Origin of the sequence: Sulfurovum zhangzhouensis (assembly GCF_030347965.1) — a bacterium.
In the GTDB taxonomy this organism is placed as follows: Bacteria; Campylobacterota; Campylobacteria; order Campylobacterales; family Sulfurovaceae; genus Sulfurovum; species Sulfurovum zhangzhouensis.
In genome coordinates this window covers 354,195-378,741 of record NZ_JAQIBD010000002.1, presented here as the reverse complement: position 1 = coordinate 378,741, position 24,547 = coordinate 354,195, and the positions used below count along the sequence as shown (strand labels likewise).

At 39.5% G+C, this 24,547-nt stretch carries 28 protein-coding genes; 20 read left to right on the top strand and 8 right to left on the bottom strand.

Annotated features, from left to right (window positions below; all coding sequences use genetic code 11):
* The first annotated feature begins 34 nt into the window (after nt 1-34).
* The 3 genes from PGH07_RS07105 to PGH07_RS07095 are packed head-to-tail and all read left to right on the top strand — an operon-like array spanning nt 35 to nt 2,194.
* Entirely contained in the window at nt 35-757 is a 723-nt protein-coding gene (locus PGH07_RS07105; protein ID WP_289413674.1) for an inositol monophosphatase family protein, read from the top strand.
* A 15-nt stretch (nt 758-772) separates the two neighbouring features.
* Nucleotides 773-1,606, top strand: a complete 834-nt coding sequence (accD, locus tag PGH07_RS07100; RefSeq protein WP_289413672.1) for an acetyl-CoA carboxylase, carboxyltransferase subunit beta — start codon at nt 773-775, stop codon at nt 1,604-1,606.
* Between the two features lie 9 nt (nt 1,607-1,615).
* Nucleotides 1,616-2,194 (top strand): thiamine phosphate synthase, encoded by a 579-nt coding sequence (locus tag PGH07_RS07095; protein ID WP_289413671.1) that lies wholly within the window; start codon nt 1,616-1,618, stop codon nt 2,192-2,194.
* Here PGH07_RS07095 and PGH07_RS07090 read toward each other — a convergent pair.
* Both PGH07_RS07090 and PGH07_RS07085 read right to left on the bottom strand, forming a co-directional pair.
* The gene (locus PGH07_RS07090; protein WP_289413670.1) at nt 2,191-2,628 is read right to left on the bottom strand and encodes a heme-binding domain-containing protein; all 438 of its coding nucleotides are present in this window, start codon (nt 2,626-2,628) and stop codon (nt 2,191-2,193) included. The two genes, PGH07_RS07095 and PGH07_RS07090, sit on opposite strands and share 4 nt — an antisense overlap.
* Nucleotides 2,629-2,734: 106 nt before the next feature.
* Nucleotides 2,735-4,171: a CYTH and CHAD domain-containing protein gene (locus PGH07_RS07085; RefSeq protein ID WP_289413669.1), complete on the bottom strand. Its 1,437-nt coding sequence runs from the start codon at nt 4,169-4,171 to the stop codon at nt 2,735-2,737.
* A 97-nt stretch (nt 4,172-4,268) separates the two neighbouring features.
* Between PGH07_RS07085 and PGH07_RS07080 the strand changes: the two genes are divergently transcribed.
* Nucleotides 4,269-5,885 (top strand): Na/Pi cotransporter family protein, encoded by a 1,617-nt coding sequence (locus tag PGH07_RS07080; protein ID WP_289413668.1) that lies wholly within the window; start codon nt 4,269-4,271, stop codon nt 5,883-5,885.
* A gap of 60 nt (nt 5,886-5,945) precedes the next feature.
* On the opposite strand, the gene tgt is transcribed toward PGH07_RS07080, so the two are convergent.
* Entirely contained in the window at nt 5,946-7,076 is a 1,131-nt protein-coding gene (gene tgt, locus PGH07_RS07075; protein WP_289413667.1) for a tRNA guanosine(34) transglycosylase Tgt, read from the bottom strand.
* A gap of 109 nt (nt 7,077-7,185) precedes the next feature.
* On the opposite strand from tgt, the gene PGH07_RS07070 reads away from it, so the two are divergent.
* The 9 genes from PGH07_RS07070 (at nt 7,186) to PGH07_RS07030 (ending at nt 16,823) form a co-directional block, all read left to right on the top strand.
* A complete protein-coding gene (locus PGH07_RS07070; RefSeq protein ID WP_289413666.1) occupies nt 7,186-8,616 on the top strand; it encodes a COG3400 family protein in 1,431 nt (476 codons plus the stop codon).
* A 78-nt stretch (nt 8,617-8,694) separates the two neighbouring features.
* On the top strand, nt 8,695-9,747 hold the full coding sequence (gene aroB, locus PGH07_RS07065) for a 3-dehydroquinate synthase (protein WP_289413665.1): 1,053 nt from the start codon (nt 8,695-8,697) through the stop codon (nt 9,745-9,747).
* Complete coding sequence (locus PGH07_RS07060; RefSeq protein ID WP_289413664.1) at nt 9,744-11,399, top strand: mechanosensitive ion channel domain-containing protein; 1,656 nt, start codon at nt 9,744-9,746, stop codon at nt 11,397-11,399. Before aroB ends, PGH07_RS07060 begins: the two co-directional genes overlap by 4 nt.
* A complete protein-coding gene (gene mtaB / locus PGH07_RS07055; protein WP_289413662.1) occupies nt 11,400-12,647 on the top strand; it encodes a tRNA (N(6)-L-threonylcarbamoyladenosine(37)-C(2))-methylthiotransferase MtaB in 1,248 nt (415 codons plus the stop codon).
* Complete coding sequence (locus tag PGH07_RS07050; protein WP_289413660.1) at nt 12,622-14,289, top strand: AAA family ATPase; 1,668 nt, start codon at nt 12,622-12,624, stop codon at nt 14,287-14,289. Before mtaB ends, PGH07_RS07050 begins: the two co-directional genes overlap by 26 nt.
* Nucleotides 14,276-14,788 (top strand): pimelyl-ACP methyl ester esterase BioV, encoded by a 513-nt coding sequence (gene bioV, locus PGH07_RS07045; RefSeq protein ID WP_289413659.1) that lies wholly within the window; start codon nt 14,276-14,278, stop codon nt 14,786-14,788. Before PGH07_RS07050 ends, bioV begins: the two co-directional genes overlap by 14 nt.
* A 107-nt stretch (nt 14,789-14,895) precedes the next feature.
* On the top strand, nt 14,896-15,315 hold the full coding sequence (locus tag PGH07_RS07040) for an NUDIX domain-containing protein (RefSeq protein ID WP_289413657.1): 420 nt from the start codon (nt 14,896-14,898) through the stop codon (nt 15,313-15,315).
* Between the two features lie 12 nt (nt 15,316-15,327).
* The gene (locus PGH07_RS07035; protein ID WP_289413656.1) at nt 15,328-16,011 is read left to right on the top strand and encodes a 3-methyladenine DNA glycosylase; all 684 of its coding nucleotides are present in this window, start codon (nt 15,328-15,330) and stop codon (nt 16,009-16,011) included.
* Nucleotides 16,008-16,823, top strand: a complete 816-nt coding sequence (locus PGH07_RS07030; protein ID WP_289413655.1) for an SDR family NAD(P)-dependent oxidoreductase — start codon at nt 16,008-16,010, stop codon at nt 16,821-16,823. The genes PGH07_RS07035 and PGH07_RS07030 overlap by 4 nt, the downstream gene beginning before the upstream one ends.
* 24 nt (nt 16,824-16,847) lie before the next feature.
* On the opposite strand, the gene PGH07_RS07025 is transcribed toward PGH07_RS07030, so the two are convergent.
* Both PGH07_RS07025 and PGH07_RS07020 read right to left on the bottom strand, forming a co-directional pair.
* Nucleotides 16,848-17,351: a hypothetical protein gene (locus PGH07_RS07025; RefSeq protein WP_289413654.1), complete on the bottom strand. Its 504-nt coding sequence runs from the start codon at nt 17,349-17,351 to the stop codon at nt 16,848-16,850.
* 17 nt (nt 17,352-17,368) lie between these two features.
* Nucleotides 17,369-18,001, bottom strand: a complete 633-nt coding sequence (locus PGH07_RS07020; RefSeq protein ID WP_289413653.1) for a phosphoribosyltransferase — start codon at nt 17,999-18,001, stop codon at nt 17,369-17,371.
* Between the two features lie 97 nt (nt 18,002-18,098).
* Here PGH07_RS07020 and mog point away from each other — a divergent pair, with 97 nt between their 5' ends.
* The 5 genes from mog to proB all read left to right on the top strand — a co-directional run bounded on the left by mog (nt 18,099) and on the right by proB (nt 20,958).
* Complete coding sequence (gene mog / locus PGH07_RS07015; protein ID WP_289413652.1) at nt 18,099-18,632, top strand: molybdopterin adenylyltransferase; 534 nt, start codon at nt 18,099-18,101, stop codon at nt 18,630-18,632.
* Nucleotides 18,633-18,810: 178 nt separating this feature from the next.
* Nucleotides 18,811-19,029, top strand: coding sequence for a hypothetical protein (locus tag PGH07_RS07010; RefSeq protein WP_289413651.1), 219 nt, complete (start codon nt 18,811-18,813; stop codon nt 19,027-19,029).
* Nucleotides 19,016-19,171: a hypothetical protein gene (locus PGH07_RS07005; RefSeq protein ID WP_289413649.1), complete on the top strand. Its 156-nt coding sequence runs from the start codon at nt 19,016-19,018 to the stop codon at nt 19,169-19,171. The genes PGH07_RS07010 and PGH07_RS07005 overlap by 14 nt, the downstream gene beginning before the upstream one ends.
* Before the next feature lie 157 nt (nt 19,172-19,328).
* Complete coding sequence (locus tag PGH07_RS07000; protein ID WP_289413648.1) at nt 19,329-20,069, top strand: carbonic anhydrase; 741 nt, start codon at nt 19,329-19,331, stop codon at nt 20,067-20,069.
* Nucleotides 20,070-20,193: 124 nt separating this feature from the next.
* Nucleotides 20,194-20,958 carry a glutamate 5-kinase gene (gene proB / locus PGH07_RS06995; RefSeq protein WP_289413646.1) on the top strand — a complete coding sequence of 255 codons (765 nt, stop codon included), beginning with the start codon at nt 20,194-20,196 and terminating at the stop codon, nt 20,956-20,958.
* Here the strand turns inward: proB and PGH07_RS06990 are convergent.
* Nucleotides 20,953-21,648, bottom strand: a complete 696-nt coding sequence (locus PGH07_RS06990) for a rhodanese-like domain-containing protein (protein WP_289413644.1) — start codon at nt 21,646-21,648, stop codon at nt 20,953-20,955. The genes proB and PGH07_RS06990 overlap by 6 nt on opposite strands.
* A 22-nt stretch (nt 21,649-21,670) precedes the next feature.
* Entirely contained in the window at nt 21,671-22,369 is a 699-nt protein-coding gene (locus PGH07_RS06985; protein ID WP_289413643.1) for a rhodanese-like domain-containing protein, read from the bottom strand.
* Nucleotides 22,370-22,535: 166 nt separating this feature from the next.
* Between PGH07_RS06985 and PGH07_RS06980 the strand changes: the two genes are divergently transcribed.
* Complete coding sequence (locus PGH07_RS06980) at nt 22,536-22,868, top strand: SEL1-like repeat protein (protein ID WP_289413642.1); 333 nt, start codon at nt 22,536-22,538, stop codon at nt 22,866-22,868.
* A 56-nt stretch (nt 22,869-22,924) separates the two neighbouring features.
* Nucleotides 22,925-23,194 carry a CDGSH iron-sulfur domain-containing protein gene (locus PGH07_RS06975; protein WP_289413641.1) on the top strand — a complete coding sequence of 90 codons (270 nt, stop codon included), beginning with the start codon at nt 22,925-22,927 and terminating at the stop codon, nt 23,192-23,194.
* An 8-nt stretch (nt 23,195-23,202) separates the two neighbouring features.
* Here the strand turns inward: PGH07_RS06975 and PGH07_RS06970 are convergent, their stop codons facing one another.
* Complete coding sequence (locus tag PGH07_RS06970; protein WP_289413640.1) at nt 23,203-24,375, bottom strand: sensor histidine kinase; 1,173 nt, start codon at nt 24,373-24,375, stop codon at nt 23,203-23,205.
* Nucleotides 24,376-24,547: the final 172 nt, after the last annotated feature.

Sequence of the window (24,547 nt, the reverse complement as noted above, 5' to 3'; positions counted from 1 at the left end):
AGATTCTACAGATTAATTCTAAAGGTATCACTTTATGACTCCATTCATTCAAGCTGTAATTAAGGCCAATGAAGAGATTTTTACTGCACTGCAAAACTTTGATATAGCATGGCGTGAAAAGACTGAAGTCGGAGCCGGCGGTGATATAAGCTCCAACCTTGATCTTTTTGCTGAAGAGATCTTTGTGAAATATCTTGGTTCATTTGGTGTCATTGAATCTGAGGAGAGCGGATTGATCGGGGAGGGTGATGAACAGATCATTATCGACCCGATTGACGGTACATCTAACGCGCTTTCCCATTTTCCATATTTTGGCAGTTCCGTTGCCAAGATAAATGCAGAGGGCGTACTTGACAGTGCAGTGGTCTGTAACCTTGCCAATGGTGATATCTTCATTAAAGAAGCAGGGAAAGATGCAGTGCAAGGAAAACTTTTTAGTGAGAGTTTTCAACCACTTATAGTGACACCAAAAAGTGAGATAGGACTCTTTGAAAAAGCCTATACCAATGGTGCTTTGGTAGAGAAGTTGCATCAAGAAAAGATCAAGTTCAGAGCACCCGGTGCAGTAGCACTTTCTCTTGCTTATGCACATAATGTGAAGTTTGTACTTTTTATAGGTGCGTTTCGAATCTACGATTTTGCTGCAGGATTGGCACTTTGTGAAGGTCTTGAAGTGGTTGTTGATGAGGATTATGTTATAGTATCGAAAGATAAAAATATTGTAGAGATGATCGTTGGATTAATCCAATCGGTTTAATTGGAGGAATAAACAATGTTTGGAAACCTGTTCAAAAAAGATGAGAACGCAAAAGAGACACCCAATCAGTGGATAAAGTGTCCTAAATGTACCTCTTTGATGTTCTATAAAGAGGTCGAGTCAAAGCTGAATGTTTGTCCGAAGTGTAATCATCACTTCCGTATCAGTGCCGACAAACGTATTGAAGCGATCGTTGATGAAGGATCATTTGTGGAGATGGATGCTAATTTGGCGCCAGTCGATCCTTTGAAGTTCTCAGATAAGAAGTCTTATAAGAAACGTATCGAAGAAGCAAAGGCAAAGACAGGTAAAACATCTTCAGTTGTAAGCGGAAGTGCTACGATCAATGGCCAGCCAGTAGAACTAGCTGTATTTGACTTTTCATATATGGGTGGAAGCCTTGGTTCTGTAGAGGGTGAGAAGATCGTACGTTGTATCAACAGAGCGATTGAAAAAGAGTGCGGGTTTATCATTGTTTCTGCTTCAGGTGGAGCACGTATGCAAGAGAGTACCTATTCACTTCTTCAAATGAGTAAAACATCTGCTGCACTTAACAGGCTGCACCAAAAAGGTCTACCATTCATCTCTATTCTGACAGATCCGACGATGGGTGGTGTATCAGCATCATTTGCAATGCTGGGTGATATCATCATGGCTGAACCTGATGCACTGATTGGATTTGCAGGGCAGAGGGTAATCAAACAGACAGTGGGTGTAGATCTTCCTGAGGGATTCCAACGTGCAGAGTTTTTGCTTGAGCATGGATTGATCGATATGGTAGTAAATCGTGAAGATATCAAACAGACACTTTCAGACCTCTTTAAACTATTTAACAAAAAGGCGGGTTGATCACTAGATATGGCTCAAAGCTGTTGTACGAAGATCTACGCGCTCGTAGACAAGGAGACACTACTGCAAAAGGGTGTCTCTTTACTCTCCCATTTAGAACATCTCAAAAATTTCGATATTCCGATTCTTCAATACCGCAATAAAAACGGAACGTTAGAAGAGAAAGAATCTGACCTAATTCTTATTCGTGAATACTATGCTGGAGTACTTATTGTCAATGATGCAATAGAATTGATCGATCTTGCTGACGGGCTGCATATCGGTCAAGAAGATATAAGAGAATATGATGAAGATCTGTTCAAAGCAGTAGCCAAAATACGCCAGAAGATCGGTACAAAACAGTTAGGGCTCTCTACACATAATCAAGCAGAGATCGAAGAAGCGAATACCCTTGATCTGGATTATATAGGATTGGGTGCTTACCGTGCTACCAAAACGAAGTCGGAAGCTAATGTTGGCGGCAAAGAGCTTCTTGCGGCTGCGAAACTCTCTAGACACCCTGTCGGTATTATTGGAGGGGTCAAAATAGAAGATGAATTTGAAGAACCCATCATCTATAAAGTGATAGGTTCTGATCTCTATCTTTAATCTTCTTCCTCTTCTTCTCTGCCGAATGTAGCTTCTAAACCTTTAATAAGGCGTTCTTTCTCTTCTTTAGTTAAACGTGCTTCGGGGTGAGTAAATGTATAGCCAAATACAGGCATTTCTCCTTTTTCTAACTCTTCGGCTGCTTCTTTTCCTTCATTATGTTTTTGAACTCCCCATGCTGATATATTAAAATGTTCACGGCCTTCTTTGACATGGTCTGCAATAATCCAGGAGATCGGGGCTACATTGCTATACCATGGCCAATTGGTGGTATGAGAATGGCAATCAGCACATGTGCGGTCAAAAAGTTGTTTTGTTTCAGGAGAATCCCACTGCGGTTCAGATTGGATAGCAGGATTTGTATGATCTTGTCCTATAGGCAAAAATTGAATCAAAATCAATAGTATGATAAGTCCAAAAGCAAATTTTTTCATAGTTCACTCCTTTTTGATATGATGATTATTAATATGATATCCTTTTATTGTTATCTGAGTGTGTAGTAAATAAAATTGTCATATGTGAATTATCGAAATGTTGCCGTTAAAGAAAAAGCAATTTTTGATAAAGTGACTTTTCCTTTTTAAAGGTATCAAATACTTTGTCAAAGGAAGCAAGTTTCTTCTGTTCTTTGTTTTTCATTTTTTTTCTCAGTGCTTTGAGTGACTTTTGTTTTTGATTTTTACAGTTTCTGCAAAATGATTTCAGCTCTTTTTTCTGTACTTGCAGGTCATTGATCTCACCTAGAATAGTTTGGAGCTTTTTCAGGTGGCTTAGTGCATCATCCAGTTTATCTTGGGGGATGATCGGAGAAAGCAGTTCAAAAAGATATCTAAGTTTTTTGAACTGTATACGGAGTTTATGGTAAGCCAGTTTGTTGGACTTCTCTTTGAGATTTTTACCCTCTGTGATGATATCTTGAATTCTTTGATTGATGATGCTGATGGCGACAAGAATCAAAGGTTGATTTGCAGACTCTTGATAGAAATTGTGGATGATAGAGTTTTGGCTTAGTTTCAGTAACTCATTTGAAAGGGGTTCACCACTCATAAATGTGCTGAGTTTTGTTTCAAGTTTCTCTTCTTTTTTTTGTAGGGATTTTTTCAATTTTTCCAAAGATTTTTTATTTTTGGGACTGAGTTTATTTTCAAAAGTATCGATATCGGCCAATGCCACATCATTGTCACGTTTTGCATTGGTCTGTTCCATGAACTTTGCAAGTACTTTTTTATGTACTTTCATCCATTGGGGATCAAAGAAGGGTTTAAATTCTTGCAGCAGTGCACGAAGTTTTCTTACGTGGATACGAAACTGATGGAGTGCTTCTATGTCTTTGGCATCATTTTGAAGTGCTGTTTGGTACTGTTTGATCTCGTATGTAAGCTGATAGATCATTGTATCGATCGCATGATGTGTCGGCAGGAACGGTGTGATTTGGTAAAGCCCTTTTTGTTTATCTATATAGGGATGCTTAATCTTAGGGGTAGGAAACGTATCTGAGTTACTTAAAGCCGAATTGTTAAAGGCGTTATCGAAAGTAACTTCCCTAACCAAAAGTTGCCCAAAAATTTCGGGTAATTGATAATCATCTGCACTCTGCTTATCTGAAAACTCTATTTCAAGATAACATAAGCCTTTTAAAGAACCTTTGAAGATATCCAACTCATAGGTATTGTCTTGATACAAAAAAGTATAGCGGTCTTTAGTGATGATACGGCCAAGGGCATGTGATCTATGTTCTTCGTACTCTTTTTGGGAGACCTCGAACTCTTTTTCTTCACGCACCATTCCTTCACCGGTTTTGATCGTTTGATAGTAGGTATCACCCTTTTTACGGTAACGTGTATATGGAGAAGCAGGAGTCGAAACATAGTACTGTTCAAGGCGCACTTTTTCATAAGGAATCTTATAAAAGTTCAGTAACTTTTTTGCTCTGCAGGGCAAAAGCAGAAACTTACGTTCTATCTCAAGCTCAGCCATTCGACACTCCTTTTTATATCCTCTATTCTACCATAGTTTGGAAACAACTATGGTATGATATAGATAATATGTTTGTAGTGTTGTCAAGGAGCTGCAGGTGAGTATAGATACCATTTTGAGCGTATCTCAGGTGCTGGGTGGAATCGGTATTTTTATGATCGGTATGATCATTATGACGGAAGGGTTACGCGCATTAGCTGGTGATCGTATACGTAAAGCGTTGATGCAGTTTACAAAGACACCTACAAGTGGTGCAATAACTGGTACGATAACCACAGCGATCTTACAATCTTCAAGTGCTACAACGGTGGCAGCAGTTGGCTTTGTGGGAGCAGGGTTGCTTGCTTTTCCTGAAGCTTTAGGGATCATTTTTGGAGCCAATATAGGTACGACCATCACCGGGTGGATGGTGGCACTCCTTGGACTCGATCTGAAACTGGGGACCGTGATCCTTCCTTTTATTCTGCTGGGTGCGATACTGAAACTCTTTTTTCGGGATAAACTGGCCGCTGTAGGATATGCAATTGCCGGGTTTGGATTGATCTTTGTGGGCATAGAGTGGATGCAGGAGGCCATGTCGGGGATGCAGAGTGTCTTACTTCAAAGATACCTTCCCGAGGGCAGTTTTATCGGATATATACAGTTATTAGTAATGGGGATCATCGTGACTGTGATCACCCAGTCATCAAGTGCAGGAGTTGCTGCGACGCTTACACTACTTTATAGTGGGTTGATAGAGTTTGATCAGGCAGCGGCATTGATTATCGGTATGGATGTCGGTACGACCTTCACTGCAGTGATGGCATCGGTAGGCGGTTCTGTGGAAGTGAAACGGACGGGTCTTTCGCATGTAATCTATAACTTTTTTACCGGCGCAGGAGCCTTGCTGCTTATCACCCCTTACATGGCAGCTGTCTCAACACTCTTTCCCAATGTCCTAAATACACATGCCGAACTGGCACTAGTAGGATTCCATACTTTTTTCAATACGTTAGGTGTTTTCATAGTAGTTCCTTTAACCAGAGGTTTTGCCTCAATGATGGAGCGTATTATCCCAAGTAAGGGGACGATAGAGCATTACAGGTTTGATGATGCACTTTTGGAAGACATTCCAGTAGCACTCAGCTTGATACAAAAATACCTTCAAGATGAGTGGAGAACAGTTTTACTCTATATGCACTACAGGCTGGGAAGAAGAAAAGAGGCTGAAAAGATAGACCTAGAAAAGATGGAGGTGAGGATTGAAGAGATAGAACGCTTTATCGATAGGATCAATCTCTCACAAAATAAGGATATCAATTGGAAAAGGTTGATCGATGTGATTCATATTAGCGATCATCTGCAGCGATTGGTAGACAGATGTCAGGAAGATGTGGAGAGTATAGAGTATCTCATCAGTGCACAATACTCCAAAGAAGGATTTGAGATGCTGTGTGACTTAACCGGAGAAGTGTTGAAGTTTTTGGATGACGGTGACTATGAAAAAGCTGAACAGTATGCGAAAAAAAATGCCAGAAAGATCAAAAAATATGCTTCTCACTCTAGAGATACTCTCACTGAACTGATCGCGGATGGTACGGTAGACATCATCGAAGGTGGAAAAGCACTGGATGCGATGAAATGGCTAGATCGTGTAAGTACACATATCGCAAGGATAAGCAGGCATCTGGAGGGTGCGGCGGCTAGTGCAGGAGAGGGTGGGAAAACCTTATAAAGTTATATCTTTTATAAGGTTTTCATTTTCTAGTGAGGAACGAATGAATCAGTGAGATCGTTACTCGATTTCCACGCCTCTCTTCGCATAAAACTCTTTTCTGAACTCCTCAAATTTTCCCTCTGAGATCGCCTCTCTCATCTGTTTCATCAGATCAAGGTAGTAGTAGAGGTTATGTATCGTCGAGAGTCTCAAATAAGTGATCTCATGGGCTCTGAAAAGGTGTCTCATGTAGGAGCGTGAGTAGTTCTGACAGACCATACAACCACACTCAGGATCGATCGGATTCTCATCGGTAGTATAGGCAGCATTTTTGATATGCATCTTACCAAATGAGGTAAAGAGCGTACCGTTACGTGCATTACGCGTAGGCATCACACAGTCGAACATGTCAACACCTCTGTAGACGTTTTCTACAAGGTCTTCAGGTGTTCCCACACCCATCAGGTAGCGTGGTTTGTCTTCAGGCATGAATTGTGTGGTCCATTCTACTGTATCATACATGTCCTGGTTAGCTTCACCGACACTGAGCCCACCGATCGCAAAACCGTCAAAGTCTAAAGCACAGAGTTCTTTGGCCGATTTTTCACGGAAGGCTTTGTCTGTACCTCCCTGGATGATCGCAAAGATGTTCTGGTCTACTCCGATACCTTTTTTCTGGTTTTCTCTATGGTAGTTGATAGACTCTTCGGCCCATCTTGTGGTACGTTCGATACTCGCTTTGATACGCTCTTGTGTCGCAGGAAGGGCAACAAGGTCATCTAGGATCATCATGATGTCTGAACCAAGATTGTTTTGAATGTCGATTACCTTTTTAGGTGTAAAGTAGTGTTTACTCCCATCGATGTGGCTTTTAAAGTGGATACCCTCTTCATCGATCTTGACATTGTCTGAAAGTGAAAATGCTTGGAATCCGCCGCTATCTGTGAGAAAACTTTTAGGAAATTTGGTAAAACCGTGTAGATTACCCATTTTTGCAACAACATCATCTCCCGGACGAAGGTATAGATGGTAGGTATTACCCAGAATGATCTCCGGTTTAATGAATGTCTGCAGGTCAACCGCATCAAGTGCTTTGACCGCTCCTACGGTACCTACAGGCATAAATACCGGTGTCTGAATCGTAGAGTGAGCAGTCGTGATCGTGCACGCTCTGGCCTTGCCGTCAGTTTTATCTATCTGAAATTGCATTGTGTTATAATTATCCCTTCAAAATGACTTCTCAATGGTTTTAATCCATGAAGTCCAGGCTTTGCCTGAAAACAGTTGTGTAATTGTACCCAATTTTAGAAAGTGATTAATGAAGAATGTACTGATATTGGCTGATGGTAGTGTTGCAAAGAACTTTGTAGACTGGATCAGTAAAAAGCGTGTAGCTGAAAATAACTATTATGTGACCTGTTACCAAAGTGATGTCACTCCTGATAAAATGGGACAGAATATTACTGTATTAAAGATCGATCCAACCAGTTATGCGCGTCTTAATACAGTGATGCACGAAGTACGTTTCAGTATCGTTTTTATTGTGTTGCAAAATATGCAGGATGCGCAATATGCACTTGAAAATATTCATATGATAGATAACAAGATGAGAGTGATCTTATTGCATCAATGGGGAGATCAAAAGATCAATTTCAAACTGGAACATGTTACGGTCATCGATAGTGACAACCTTTTGGCAGCTCACCTTTATGATCATCTTCCAAACGTTCCCGTTGTAGCGCAAAACGTGGGTGTCGGTCAGGGTGAGATCATGGAGATTCATGTACCGTTCGGTAGTTCTTTTGCTTATCGCCATGTCGGTTCTATCGTACAGCGTAAATGGAAGATCGTGGCTATTTATCGTAACGAAAAACAGATCATCCCTACCCATGCCACTATGATACGGCCGGATGATACACTGTTGGTTCTTGGTAAGCCGATTGTACTCAACGGTGTCTATAAAACGATCAATAAACGTAGAGGATTGTTCCCTGAACCTTTTGGGAAAAACCTCTACTTGATACTGGATTTTGCATTGGATAGAGAGAATGCGATGATCTATCTCAAAGAGAGTATCTATCTCCTCCAACAGCTTGAGCGTAAACAGTTATTTGTACGTATACTTAATCACGGTGATTTTGAACTGCTTAATCAGATCAGGGAATATGAGTCTGAAAATGTCACGATTCTGGTATGTTATGATGTGACGCAGTATCAACATACCATTGAGTATGATATTCATAAAAATGATATTGGTTTGGTATTGAACTCTATAGATCGTTTTGAGAATGACAAACTCAAAGGATTACTGTATGATCTTAGAAAAATCGTCTATCTATTCGGGGATGAACCGCTTTATAACGTCAAAGAATCAGTAGTATTAATGGGAGAAAAGGAACAGATGGAGTCCATTTCATCAAGTGCATTTGAAATCTCAGAACTCTTGAAGTTGAAGCTCTGTTTATGTGATTTTGACCCTGAGGGTGATTTTACAAGTAAAAAGATGATCATTGAGCATTATGAGAACCTTACTCAGATTCTGAATACCGAGATCAATATCGTACAAAAGATAGCTAACCCGGTACGAGAGCTTGAAAAAAGGCAAGATCTTCTTCAGATCGCACCGTTTGAAGAGAATCTCAATGCCAATAATTTTGTAAAGTATATTTCTACAAAAATACAGGACTTTCTATTGATCACCCAAACACATCCGAAACTTCTTGTACCATATGCTATAAACGATCAATAATCATGGGCTAAAAAGCGATTTTAACCACAAATAAGATAAAATAAAGCAAATTATAACGTTATCAACAAGGCCTTATTTATGATCGTTCCTATCAAACTGGAGAATACGCAAGATATCTCCTATGATATTCTTATCGATAAACTTCCTAAACTCACATTTGATACAAAGGTGGGGATCGTTACAAATCCTACAGTCTCGGCATTACACCTTGAGACCCTTTTGTCGAAAATAGATGCACCGAAAGTACATGTCATTACTGTTCCTGACGGTGAGGAGTATAAAACACTTGAGACCGTAGAGAATATTCTTAATGAGCTCTTTGAACACAAATTTGATAGAAAGTCATTGTTGATTGCGTTTGGCGGAGGAGTGATCGGAGATATGACCGGTTTTACGGCAAGTCTCTATCAGAGGGGGATAGATTTCATTCAGGTACCTACGACATTGTTAAGCCAGGTTGATGCTAGTGTCGGCGGTAAAACAGGAGTGAACAACAAGTATGGAAAAAATCTTATCGGTGCCTTTTACCAGCCAAAAGCGGTATATATTAATCCGGAATTCTTAGAGACACTGCCACCACGGGAATTTGCTGCTGGTGTAGCTGAGATCGTTAAAATGGCGGTGATGTTTGATGCTGAGTTCTTTAATTTCCTGGGGAATGCCGACTTTCATGATGAAGCGGTACTCAAAGAGATGATCAGACGCAGCGTAGAGCTTAAAGCATGGGTTGTTAACCAAGATGAGAAGGAAGCAGGTATCAGAGCGGTTCTTAACTATGGACATACTTTTGGGCATGTGATCGAAAATGAGACGAACTATAATACATATCTACACGGTGAAGCCGTTGCGATCGGTATGGTGATGGCCAATGCATTGGCAGTAGAGCTCGGACTTTTTGAGCAGGAAGAGGCAGACCGCGTTAAAAGATTGCTTGAATCAGCTTCTTTGCCTGTAAGCTATGAGATCAAAAATGTTGACGCATTTTATGATCATTTCTTTTTGGATAAAAAGAGTGCAAAAGGAAGTATCAAATTTATCTTGCCTGAGGGTATGGGCAATCACAAAATTGTGAATGATATTGATGAAATGATCGTCAAAAAAGTATTGAAACATTTTGGAGCAGATCAATGATACGAAGGCTGTTTGTCTCTTTACTTGTTGCAGTAAACCTTGCATTTGCTGCACCTGTAACCGATGGAAATACGACTGATACCAACGCATCAAATCCACAAGAGTCACAAAATTTGCAACAGCACATCGTTTCACGAGTGGAACAGTTGCAGTCACAGGCTGATGCTATTGATAAAGAGATTTTAGAAAAAAGCGTTCTGGCAAAGATATACAGTAACTATGCTACCCTAAAAGTACTGCAAAAACAGTATGACATGATCCAAAAAAGTATTGATGCTCTTAGAGTCAAAAAGAGGTTGACACAAGCACAGCAGGAGCGTTTGAATGCATTAATGCTTGAGAGTGAAACACTCAAAGGTAAACTGGAACTATTAAGCGAATATGAAAAAGATCCATTCAAAAAGTATCTTGAGCCTCCAAAGATCGATGAGGTACCGACTGTAGGTAACCCATTTGCGATCATCGGTGCGATTTCCTATAGAGAGAAGCTTATTTCTGATCAGGATGAGTACCTTTTACGTTATCAAACACTGGAAGATGTTATCGCAAAGCTTCGTGAAAAAGAGAAGATCATTCAAGAGCTGTATGAGCTTTCAGGCAAGGATAAGCAGCAGCAGAAAGTTCTGCTTGAGATCAAAGAGGAGATCATGACCTTTGCTTCAGTGTTGGATATCTTTAAGACAACGCAGAATGTATATAGCAAAAAGGTTGATGAGATCACACTGAACCTCAAACAACAGATTGCTGAAGAGAGTAAGAAAACCGCGTATATCGGGGGATTGGTCCTCTTTTTCCTTGTGTTGTTGATTTTGGCAAAATATATTGTCAAACGTTATATGTCTGACATGGATAGATACTATACGATCAACAAAGCACTGAACCTTACTTTTATTATATTTGTGATCTTTACGCTGCTTTTTGCCTATATCCAAAACGTGAGTTACCTTGTTACGATCCTCGGTTTTGCATCGGCAGGTATTGCGATTGCGATGAAAGACTGGTTCATGTCTGTAATGGGATGGTTTGTGATCGTGATCGGTGGTGCAATCCATGTTGGTGACCGTGTGAAGTTCGTGCGCGGCAACACGGAGTATGTCGGGGATATCGTTGATATCTCCATGCTGCGTATGACAATGCATGAAGATGTTACATTGACAACAGAGATGACAAACAGAAGAGCAGGTCGTATCGTGTTTATCCCTAACAACTTTATTTTTACGGATATGATCTCCAACTATGCACATGCAGGACTTAAAACGGTATGGGATGGGATCGATTTTGTGGTAACTTTTGATTCCAATTTCAAAAAAGCTGCTTCTATCTCTAAAGAGATTGCCAAAAAATACTCTAAAGGGTATACCGATATTACAAGAAAACAGCTCAACAAACTGAGAAGTCAGTACCACATGAAGAATACCAATGTTGAACCGCGTATCTTTACGCTGATCGACACTTACGGGATGAAAATCAGTGTATGGTATCTCACTAACTCTTATGCGACATTGACCTTGAGAAGTACGATCTCTGCAGAGATCATTGCAAGGCTGCATGAAGAAGAGGATATCAACCTGGCATTCCCTACACAGTCTATCTATGTGGACAAAGATGTACGAAAACCTCAGATAGAAGCACCTTCAAAGGATATAGTGTAAATGCAAAAAGTTTTTTTTAAAACGTTCGGATGCCGTACCAACCAGTTTGATACACAGATTATGATCTCAAAATTAAAAGATTATGAGATTAGTATGGATGAGAAAAATGCCGATATCGTTATAGTTAATTCCTGTACCGTAACCAACGGTGCAGACTCTTCTGTACGAAACTACATCTCTACCATGAAACGTAAAAATCCGTCTGTAAAAGTAATCCTTGCCGGATGTGGTGCACACTCTAAAGGTGAAGCACTTTTTGCGGATAAAAAAGTACATGGGGTAATGGGACACTCCGAGAAAGAGAAGATCAATGAGATACTTAAACAAGAACAGCCTTTCTATCAGATCGGTGATCTTTCCCATATTGATTCTACAATTGTAGAGGAGTTTGTCGGTAAGAGCAGGGCATTTATCAAGATCCAGGAAGGATGTGATTTTAGATGTTCGTACTGTATCATCCCGGCCGTCAGAGGAGATGCAAGAAGTCACAAGGAATCAGATATTATCGAGCAGGTAACCAGATTGGCAGGTAACGGTTTTGGTGAGTTTATCTTGACTGGAACCAATGTGGGAAGTTACGGTCAGGATCAGGGCTCATCGATGGCCCAGTTGCTTAAAAAACTCTCGAATGTTCGTGGTGTAAGACGTATCCGTATCGGTAGTTTGGAGCCTATCCAGATCGATGATGAGTTTAAAGAGCTGCTTACGGAACCCTGGATGGCAAAACACCTGCATATTGCCCTACAGCACACCAGTGATAAGATGTTGGAGCTTATGAACAGACGTAACCGTTTTGAGAGTGATATCAAACTTTTTCAAGAGATCGCAGAGAAAGGGTATGCATTGGGTACAGACTATATCGTGGGTCACCCCGGTGAAGATGAGGCTGCATGGACTGAAGCGATCAGCAGGGTCAAAGAGCTTCCTTTAACGCATGTCCATGCCTTTACCTATTCCAAACGTGATAATACACCTTCTGCGACAATGAAACCTGAAGTGAAAGGTGATATCGCAAAAGCAAGACACAAAGAGCTGACAGAGATCATCAAGGCTAAAAATTATCTTTTCAGACGTGAGCATACAAGTAACCTTGAGGTACTTTTAGAGAGCGGAAAAGATGGAGTTTATCAGGGATTTGATCAATATTTCAATCGTATTTCTGTCACAAGTGATGAGGATTTGAGCTCCAACTGGGTATTGTTAAATGATATAGAGGTGAGCAGTGAAGGCAATAAAGCATCACTTTAAAGCAACCAAGCATCTTAAGATCATAGTATCGCTTCTTATAGTACTAAGTCTTTTATTGGCTTTTACCATACTGCGTGACAGTGCCACTGTGATCACACATAAACAGGCAAATGCACTTTTCACTCAAGATAAGATTAAAAAGCTGATTGTTGATGGTGAATATATCCGTATCAAGACTGAAGATAGTGAGTATAAGGTTTATCAAGGGGCGATCAACAAAAACAGTTTCTTTACCAAATATCCTGTAGAGGTGAAAGAGGGCAATGAATACCTCTATGATATTTTTACACTTTTCATTATATTTGGAGCATTTATTCTTCTGTTTAAGATGATCCGAGAGAGCAGAGCACAACAGCTCAAGCAGTTGAAAGTGAATTTGCAAACAGAGGATGAAACACTTAAAACCGAGCCTATTCAGGCGATCACTTCGAATGTAAGATTTTCTGATGTAGCGGGGATCAGTGCGGTGAAAGAAGAACTTGAGGAGATCATAGATTTTCTTAAGGCACCGCAGAAGTATAAGGCACTTGATATCAGTCTACCCAAAGGTGTACTGTTGGTCGGCCCTCCTGGAGTGGGTAAGACACTGATCTCTAAAGCTGTTGCAGGTGAAGCAGGAGTACCGTTTTTTTATCAAAGCGGAGCATCTTTTGTACATATCTATGTAGGTATGGGAGCCAAAAGGGTCAGTGAACTCTTCAAAAAGGCCAAGCAGATGGCACCGAGTATTGTCTTCATTGATGAGATTGATGCAGTCGGTAAAAGCCGTGGAGAATTACGTAATGATGAAAGAGAGGCTACGCTCAACCAGCTGCTTACTGAGATGGATGGTTTTGAGGAAAGTTCCGGTGTGATCGTTATAGGAGCGACAAACAAGATCGATGTACTGGATGAAGCATTGCTGAGAGCAGGGCGATTTGACAGACGTATCCATATCTCATTGCCTGATCTTGAGGAGAGAGCAAAAACACTTGAACTCTACCTTGCCAAAAAGCCTCACAATGTTGATATTTCCCATGTTGCCAGAATGACTGTAGGGTTCAACTCTGCAGCCCTTGCAACTCTCACCAATGAAGCAGCGATCTATGCAATGCGAAACGAGCGTTCAACGATTGAAACAACAGATTTCGAAGCAGTCAAAGAGAAGGTATTGTTAGGTAAACGAAAGATCATGAGCCTGACCGATAGAGAACGTGAAATTCAGGCAGTCTATCAGGCAGCAAAAGCGCTGGTAGCTACATGGTTCGATATAGAGTTTGACAAAATAGGCCTGGTCAATACAATGCTCTTAAGAGAAGATCATGAAATACTCTCAAAAGGACAACTGCTCAATCGTATCAAGGTGTATCTAGCAGGAAGTATTGCCAATTCGATCTATTTCAAAGAACAGTTTACCAATGCCAGCAGTGATATCAAACAGGCAAAAGCCATGGTACATAAACTAGTCTATGAGTATATGATGAATGAGAATTTTATTATCACGCCTACACAAGAAGAAGAACTTATGAAAAGCTCTGTTGCAGAAGTAACTAAACTTCTTAACTCACTCAATGAAGCACTCAAAAAGACTGCCGAATATCTTCTGGAGCATGAGAACATTGACCAAGATCAGTGTAGAGAGATACTTCGTGAGATATTTTAACGGGTTCTCTCTTCATGGTGAAGAGCAGTTTTTCAGTGATTATCTGATCCAGAGCGATCTGTGTGTAGCAGGCTTCAGTTATGGGGCACAGCAGGCCTTTGAGTATGTGTACAATACAACCCAAAGAGTAGACAGGATCATCCTTCTTTCTCCTGCTTTTTTCCAAAACCAAAAACCAAGCTTTACCCGTACACAGTTACGCTATTTCCAAAGCGGTCAGGAAGCCTATATCAAACAGTTCCTTGCCAATGCCACTTATCCATCAAAGGTCGATCTCTCTGCATATCTCAATACAGGTACTTCTGAAGAACTTGAAGCATTGCTCTCTTACCGCTGGGATAGCGAGAAGATTAAAGAGGTTCTAAAGAGAGGTACGACGATCGAGGTCTTCTTTGGAAGTGAGGATAAGATCATTGATGCGAATGCTGCATTTGAGTTCTTTTCCGATAAGACAGTCACTTACTTAATCAAGGGTGCAGGGCATTTGTTGAGGAAGTAACTACTAAACTGTTATTTATGTATTATGAAGAAAATTAATAATTTAGATGAGATTAACACTATTTTATATGTTATACTTCTGAAATAATGAGAGTAAAGGGATAAATCATGTCATTCACACCAAAAACCCCATATCTGTCAATAGACGGTATTATTGAAGTATATGAGGATGGTATCTTTCAGGGAATTGTACTGATTGAGCGTAAGCATGAGCCTTATGGACTGGCATTGCCGGGCGGATTTGTGGATATCGGCGAAACGGTTGAGCAGGCACTGGTACGTGAGATGAAAGAAGAGACAGGATTGGATGTAGAGATCGATAGGATACTTGGTATCTACTCCGAAGCAGAGAGAGATCCCCGCTTTCATACTGCAACCGTTGTTTATGTAGCTAAAGCTTCAGGTGAGCCCAAAGGCGGTGATGATGCTAAAGTTGCAAGTCTATATGCATTGATAGATCTTCCTTTAGATAAACTGGTATTTGACCATGGAAAGATCGTAGCAGACTATTTGAAAACAGTTCACTAGTTGGGAGAATGTTTGCAAGATAGCTCTGATTTACTTGTTGCACTTAAAAAATTAGGCTATCTTCAAACTACCAGGGACCCGTTATGGTGGCCTAGTAGCGGAACATTTGAGGTAGCAGTAGGTGCACTGCTGACACAACAAAGCAAATGGGAAAAAGTAGAAGAATCCCTTACTCAGCTTAAAATAGCCAATTTACTTACCCTTGAAGCGCTCTCAACATCAAACATTCAACATATAGCATCACTTATCAAACCAAGCGGCTTTTACAATACCAAAGCCCAAAGACTTATCTTACTTAGTCAAAATATACTCAATGATTTCGGTTCTTTTGATACTTTTGTCAACGAGGTTGACAGGACATGGCTGCTTTCACAAAAAGGCATAGGGATGGAGAGTGCGGACTCTATCTTATGCTATGCATGTCATAGAGCGGTTTTTGTAGTGGATAGTTATACACAAAGGCTTTTGGGTGCACTCGGGTATGAGTTTGACACTTATATGGACCTGCAAGAGTGGATGCAGCAGGGGATAGAGGAAAACTTCCATAAGATCGAGGCCCTTTATGGTAAAGAGATGGATCTTGCAACGGTTTATGCCAGATTTCATGGGAAAATAGTAGAATATGCCAAAAGACATATTCGCGGTAAAAAAGTTGATGTTGTACCGCTTATTAAAGCTTTGGAGGAGAGTAAATGACCAATATCGTTATCACAGGTTGTAGTACGGGCATAGGTCTTGAGACGGCACTTTATCTTAAAGAGAGATACATTTCTGTCTATCCAACTGCAAGAGATGAGAAAGCTGTAGAACATCTCAAAACCCTAGGATTTGAGCATGCGATGGTACTTGATGTGACAAAGCCTGAGCAGATCTCTGCTGTGATAAGCAAGGTTGTGGAACTTGAAGGGAAGATCGATGTATGGTTCAACAACGCTGGTTTTGGTCAGCCGGGTGCGGTAGAAGACCTTCGTACAGAACTGCTCAGAGAACAGTTTGAGACCAACGTATTTGGTCTGCATGAATGTACCATTCAGGTACTAAAAGTCATGAGAGAGCAGGGATATGGGAAGATCATCCAGCACTCATCAGTACTTGGGCTAATCTCACTTTTTGGAAGAGGTGCATACAATGCAAGCAAATATGCGATTGAAGGACTCACTGATACTCTTAGGCTGGAACTGATGGATACGGATATCCATGTCTCACTACTCAACACAGGTCCTATTAGCAGTAACTTCCGCCAAAATGCAATGCAAAAACTAGGGGAGAATATAGATATAGATCATTCACGTTTTAAAGAAAAGTATGAAGCCAATATCAATGAGCAAGGGAAAAAAGTACCATTCAAACTAGAAGCGGATGCCGTGGCTTCAATTGTATATGAGATCATCGCAGCCAAGAAGCCAAAACCACGCTACTATATCACCAAAGCAACCTATCTGCTTGGGAATCTAAAGAGAGTGCTTAGTACTTCGTTACTTGATAAGATCCTACATAGAGTAGGATAAAGTATTATATGAGATAAGATAGGTTTAGTTTGATATTTCTAGTTTTTTTTCTTTATTAGGTGAATTAAAGAGAACTTGAACATTGCCGTATCGCTTTATGTAACCAGACGCAATTAGCATTATATGCTTTTGAAGTGCCTCGTGTTGTTTAGTAAAATACAATGAATCATCATAGTATGACTGTTCAGACTCACTATATCCAACAACAACGTTAACTAATTCTTCTTTAATGGTGTCTGCAGGTTTATCTTTAACGAAAATATTTCCATTGTTATCTTTATTTTTGCAAGAAAGTTTTGTGTCATATCCTTTTAGTTCCTCACAATTCCAAGAAAGCTTTTGTTCAACATAATTTTTTATTTCTTTTTGAATTCTTTGATACTCTTTTTGATCAATATTTTTTATTTCTATGACTGTTGACGACCATCTTAATCCTATACCTGAAACAAGAGCTAGTCCTATAAATAGCATAGTAAAATAAGCACCCATTACTGTTAATAATAATTTTAAAATTTTTTTTATACTCATATTTTTTCTTTCAACTCTCATTCCTTTTTTTCAAACTGACGCATCAGTGCCAACACCTCTTCATCGCTCACATCATACCAGTTCTCATAGACTTGAGCAACTGCACGAAAGTTTATTGGCGATTCCAGTACGATCAGTTCATCGACTATCTTGGAGAATTCACTGATGCTTCTCGCTCCTGCTACAGGTACGGCGATGACGATCTTGGCTGTGCCGATATTGCGGCACATCTGTACGGCTGCACGCATCGTCGATCCCATAGCGATACCGTCATCGATCAGGATCACGGTACGGTCTTTGAGGGAGGGCAAAGGTTTTCCTCCTCTTAAAACCGCTATGCGTCTTTTTATCTCTTGTTGCTGGGCTTGTTTGATATGTTCGATCTCTTCATCACTCAGATTTCCGGTAGCAGCCTCATAGATAAAGACCGAACCATCCTCGGCAATTGCTCCAAAACCGCTCTCAGGGTTATGGGGATAGGGGAGTTTTCGGCAGATAAGCATAGAGAGTTCACAGTGCAGGGATTTAGCCACTTCATACCCAAGTTCTACACCACCTCTTGGGATTGCCAAGATCAAGGCATCGGTATCTTTATAATGTTGTAGTTTATCTACTAGTGTTTTACCGGCATCTTTTCGATCTTTGAACATACAGTCCCTTTTTCTTTATTGTACTAAATCTGGAAAATAAAAATCAATAAAGAGTTCTACGCTATAATGCCTCAAATTAATTATTTAGGTGATATAAATGGATAAGATCAAAATAGGTGTAGTTACTACAAGTGATAGAGCAAGTCAGGGGATCTATGAAGATATCTCCGGTGTTGCGATCATGGATACGATGAAAGAGTACCTACTTAATGAGTGTGAATATGAGTATAGATGTATCCCTGATGACCAAAACCTGATCGAAAATACGCTGATCGAGCTGGCACGAGATCAAAACTGTGATCTCATCGTGACCACAGGTGGTACAGGACCTGCTCCAAGGGATGTGACAACTGAAGCGACAGAAAATGTTTGTCAGAAGCTTCTACCGGGATTTGGAGAGCAGATGAGAGCAGTGAGTCTGCAGTATGTACCTACAGCGATACTTTCACGACAGACTGCAGGTATCTGTGACGGATCACTTATCATCAACCTTCCTGGTAAACCAAAGTCGATCAGAGAGTGTCTGGATGCGGTATTCCCGGCAGTTCCTTACTGTATCGATCTTATCGGCGGTGCGTATATGGAAGCGAATGAAGAGGTGATCAAAGTCTTTAGGCCAAAAGCAAAATAAAGTTATTTTTTACATTGATTTCTTTGATATCAAGTCTGAAGTCACAACTAGTGTTGTATGTTACTTTTTAGAAAAGTAACCAAAAGCGTCACGGCTCTCAAATCGCTTCGCTTTCAAGGTCGTTCACCGTGACAATTTATTTATTGAAAAGTGCATAGTGCACTAAAAAGGAATTTAAGTGGACGTTTTTTTTATCGAATCCAAGATCAATGAGATCATTGCCGAGCTAGAAAAAGAGGTAATGGAGGTGATCTCCGATCAATCTTTGGACAAAAAACAGACCAATCTGCGTATGAAGCCGCTCAAGTCTACAAAACAAATATTGGTCAATGCCATTGACAGTATCAAGATGGTAGAAGAGGTCTCAAAAAAGGAAATGGAAGATGCAAATCAGTAATGGATTACTTCTATTAATCTTTTTTGTGTCTATCACTCTTTTCTTTTGGGGAAGTCTCAAAGCATTGAAAACACAAAAGAAGATTTATCTTCTGGCAATGATTCCTATGGGAATGCTGATTGCTGTTATGTTTTTAATCTAATTTTTTAATTTTTAAAATCAGTTGAATTTATCGCTTTTAATTAACTTATAAAAATTTTTGAAAAATAATCCAAATATTAGAACTTCTACAAATATTTTTAACTTTTTCCCCATAATAATATTTTAAAATTGAAACTTAATTTTTTTAAGGGAAAAGTATGAAAATAAAAAATATCGCAATGAGCATTGTTGCAATACTTTCATTGAGTGCTACTGCAATGGCAGATGGTACACATTGGGGATATACAGGTCATGAAGGTCCTGCGGATTGGGGACACTTATCAGAAAAGTATAAAGAGTGTAGTCAAGGAAAGAATCAATCACCGATTAATGTGATAAGTTCAATGGAAGCACATCTTGAACCATTGAGTATCAATTATAGAGCTGAGTCAACGGATGTAGTGAACAATGGACATACAATACAACTTAACTTTGCTACAGGGAGTACATTGACAATCGATGGGATAGAGTTTGAACTCAAGCAGTTCCACTTCCATACTCCAAGTGAGAATCACGTACATGGAAAAGAATATCCTCTTGAAGCACACTTTGTTCACTTGGATAAAGAGGGTAACATCGCTGTACTTGCTTTAATGTTCGAAGAAGGTGAAGAGAATAAGGAACTTGCAAAAGTATGGGTAAAAATGCCTGAGAAGAGTGGAGATAAGAGTGAATTGAAGCTTGCAGATATTGCTAAAACACTACTTCCGACTGATCTACACTACTATAGATTTAATGGTTCATTGACAACACCACCTTGTACAGAAGGTGTAAGATGGATGGTACTTAAAATGCCAATAACCGTATCTAAAGCACAAGTTGAATATTTTAAACATACAATGCACCATGCGAATAACAGACCTATCCAACCACTTAATGCAAGAATGATTGTAGAATAATCTATTTTCCAGGAAGAGATAAATCTTCCTGTATTACCCCTCTTCTTTTACCGTCTAATCATGCCTTAAAGTTATTTTGTTATCATCGACCTACTCCAAGACTCAAAAGGTCATTATGAAATCAATGAAACGAATTGTATTAAAAGTAGGAAGCTCTGTGCTCACAGAACAAGGTGAGATTGCAAAAGAACGTATGCTAAACCTTGTATCATTAATTGTACAACTGCGTAAAAAGTATGAAGTGGTACTTGTCAGTTCCGGTGCAGTTTCATCCGGCTATACTGCATTGAAGCTTGATAAAAGAAAACAAATAAGTAAAAAAGTCCTTGCTGCAGTCGGACAACCGATATTGATGAGCTCTTATAAGAAAAAGTTTGATATCTATGATGTGGATACTGCGCAGATATTGCTTACTGAGGATGATTTCGATTCAAGAAAACGTACGGAGATATTTAGACAGATTATCAATACGTCTCTTGTGAACGGTATTCTTCCGATAGTCAATGAAAATGATATCTCCAGTACACCAGATCAGCTTTTTGGGGATAATGATCAGCTTGCAGCTCGTGTAACTCATCATACCAATTCAGATTTGCTGGTGATACTCAGTGATATTGATGGTTACTATGACAGTAATCCTAGTGACAATCCTGATGCAAAAATCTTAAAAGAGGTGAATAGACTTACCCAGAAGGAACTTCAAGCGAGTCACTCTCCGAATGATGAGTTTGCTACGGGCGGGATCGTTACGAAACTGGTAGCTGCTGACTTTTTGATCTCTAAAGGGCGTAAAATGTTCCTATGCAGCGGTTTTGATCTTACAACAGCACAAGAATATCTATTAGAAGGTATCCACAATAAAGGTACACTTTTCAAGCCAAAATCATAAACTGTTTTTGGTTTTTGTGGTTGTCATGTTGAATCCTAGCCAATCCTCCAATCCTCCTCTATACCATTTCATCTTTTCGGGTGGATATCCCATCTTTAACAAGGCTCTGATCATCTTTGGAGACTGACTGCACCAGGCACCGTTGCAAAAGAGCAGTAGGTCTTTTGCCTCTGAAAAATCCAGTCTGTGATTTACACTTTTTATACCCAAGATAGCAAGTGCTTCTTTATATTCTGCAGGAAAGTTTTCAGCTTCCATGATATACAGATAGTGGATATTGATAGCACCTGGGATGGTACGATAGTTATACCACTCTTCACCACGGGTATCTATCAAAAGCATGGTAGGATCTTTTTGCATAAACTGGATGAAGTCAAGCACTTCTGGTTCTGCAACTGTTTCTATTTTAGGATGGAGCATCATTGGAAAGAGCGTTTTTCCTGCACTGGTTATAAAAGTGGATTTACAAGCATTAGGAACATTATCATTCGCATATCCGTTTTCCCAAAATGTTTCGTTCGTGATTGGAAGTTTTTGGCATGAGGTATCTAACTGACGTTTTACAATGATCGTAGCCTCTTTACCATTTTCATCAGTATACTTTGTCTTTACACCGTCTAAAATTAAATCATCAGCATCACAATTGCAGAGCGCAACTGAGATGATGATCAAACATAACAGTTTTTTCATCATTGGCTCCTTTGTGAGTCTTTTATCTCCTTTTTGTCGAGGTGAGTCCCGCACCAAGCCAGGACTGCATTCCACCACGGTACCATTTTATTTTTTTTGGAGGATATCCCACCTTAAGAAGGGCATGGATCATTTTGGGTGACTGACTGCACCAAGGTCCATTACAAAACACAAGGATCATTTTGGCTTCTGTAAAATCATAATGCCCTTCGTCATCCAGGATTTTCACTCCCATGTCTTTCAATCCATGCTCAAAATCAAACTCATGGGTATCCCGGTACTTGAAATAGTGAAACGGCATATTGATTGCCCCGGGTATTGTCATATAGTCATACCACTTTTCTTTACGGCTATCAATCAGGAGCATATCATTGCGTGTCTGCATCTGTTTGATAAACTCCAAGGTTTCAAGCTCACCATAGGTTTCCAGATCTTTGTGAAGTTTTATCGGCTGTAAGTGACCTGTCGTATGCACAAAAGTAGACTTGCATATTTGAGGTACTTTTTCATTTGCATAATTTCCTGTCCACACCATCTCATTGGTTAAAAATTCTTGTTTGTCACACTGTACAGGTATGTTTCTTTTGATCAATATCCGCTGCGTATCTTTCTGGGTGAAATGATGCTTTGTTATGCCACCGCTATACTCCAGCCCTTCATTTCCAGCCCAACACCATACGTTCTTCAATAAGATGCAAGTGATGAAAAGCTGCCGATTCATACCTATACCTTTCTTATATGATCTTACTTTCTGATAATAACATAACAAATGTGTAGCAGTGTGTAACTGGAAAAGCGGATAGATTATGCTACAATCTGCCATGCAAAAAATGATACATTTATTAGTAATCTTATCTTCTATCAGCATGTTTTTGTATGGTGGTCAGATGACACAGACAGCATTTGACCTGACATTGAAAAAATGTGAAGAGCAGAAAAATGGTGCGGAGTGTGCAAAGCTTTATTACTATTTTATCTCCAGTAAACGCTCTTATCTCGCTGGTCTAAAAGAAGATAAACACAAAGCACTTTATTATGCAAAAATGGCATGTGAACTCAATGACAGCAATGGATGTTTTACTGCAGGAATGACCCTTTATTACGGAGATGAACATGCTGGAATTGCTGTTGATAAAGATGAGGGAAGAAGACTGCTCAAGAAATCCTGTGACCTAGGTCAGGATGATGTTTGTACGTATTTTCTCAATCCAAAGTTCTAACCGGATTCTTCTAAATCATGTTACAATAGTACAAAACATCCTTATAAGGAGTAGATATGGATAAGCCGATAATTGCAGATAATAATCCTGTCATAGCTTCTCTGGAAGAGGGGAAAAGCTATTTTTTCTGTACCTGTGGACTGGCAAAAATACAGCCGTTTTGTGATGGAAGCCATAAAGGTACTTCTCTAAAACCCTTGAAGTTTACTGCAAAAGCCACGACACAAAAATGGATGTGTATGTGTAAACATACCGGCAATCCGCCATACTGTGACGGAACTCATCAGAGATTTAGTAAGGAAGATATAGGAAAAACCATTGACTAGATTTATGGTTAAAGCAGATCACTGTTTAGGAATTTTTGAGAGTCATTTTTGATACTGAATTCCAAGGTTATTTTGGTTCCGTTTTCAAAATCCAGTATCATAAAACTATCATCGAGAAAATCACTGATAGTTTCCATCAGGGATAAACCTAAGGAGTTACGCGTATTTGTACTGGTAAAACCTTGTCCTCTATCTTCTATTGTCAGCCTACAGGTATGATTCTCCATTACATATGATACTATGATCTCCTCTGCCATATCAGGTAAATAAGCATGTTCTATCGCATTTGATACCGCTTCATTGACAAATAACCCTAGATAGGTTGCAGTAGAAGTGTCCAGAGTAAGCTGCTTTTCTATATTTAAAATGATTTTATGTTTTGTAAGCATTTGCAGACTTGTGATGATACTTTTGAGGTATTTTTCTATATCTACTTTGGTAGACTCACTGCTATAAGAGAGTTGTTCATGTACCAATCCGATAACTTTCAAACGGTTTACCTGCGAAGATAAAACTTTTTTACATTGATCATTTTTGATTCTGTTAGACTGCATAAGCAGTAATCCCATAATCATTTGGAGGTTGTTTTTGACTCTATGGTTCAGCTCTTTGAGGAGTATTTTTTGTGATTTACTGAAAGTGAGCAGTTCGGTCTGAAAGTTTTGTCTATACACCTCAAACCGATAATGCAGAAATGAGATACCTGTATATCCTATCAATATTTCTACATAGAGTGAAGAAGGAAAGATAATAGGTTCTAAGATATTTAGTTCGCTATTTAAGACAGCTAAAAACAACATAAATATCATAAAGAACGTAAATCTCTTCCCGTTTTTTATACCTAAAAAAAAGAAGATAAAAGTCGGCAGTATGGCGAGTGCAAAAAGTGAAAACTCAGGATTTTCGCCGATGATGAAAAGTGCCAACACAATCAAAAGTGATACTGAGATGATAAGGATGGATGCAAATGTTCTGAGAGTGATAAGGCGCAAATAATAGAACATAAAACCGACAATCTGAGCATATAGAGCACTAGTTTCTATCCATACCATGGTATGAAAATGGTGTTTATAGCTCTCAAAGGTATCCACTGTAATAATAATCAGTGAGATAATAAAAAACAGTTTGCTGAGTCTTAGAAACAGTTGTTGTGTATTTCTATGGTACAGTTCATTCTTCATAGGGTTGTTTTATACTTATTGCTATAGGATTTAATAATGACATTTGAGGTATATTGGAAAGCATGATACTTATAGAATATCTGTAAAAATGAAATACTTTAAAATCACCCTTTTGCATTATCTGTTTATTTTATCATAACATCATTGCTTTCGTAATAAAGAGATGATGTTC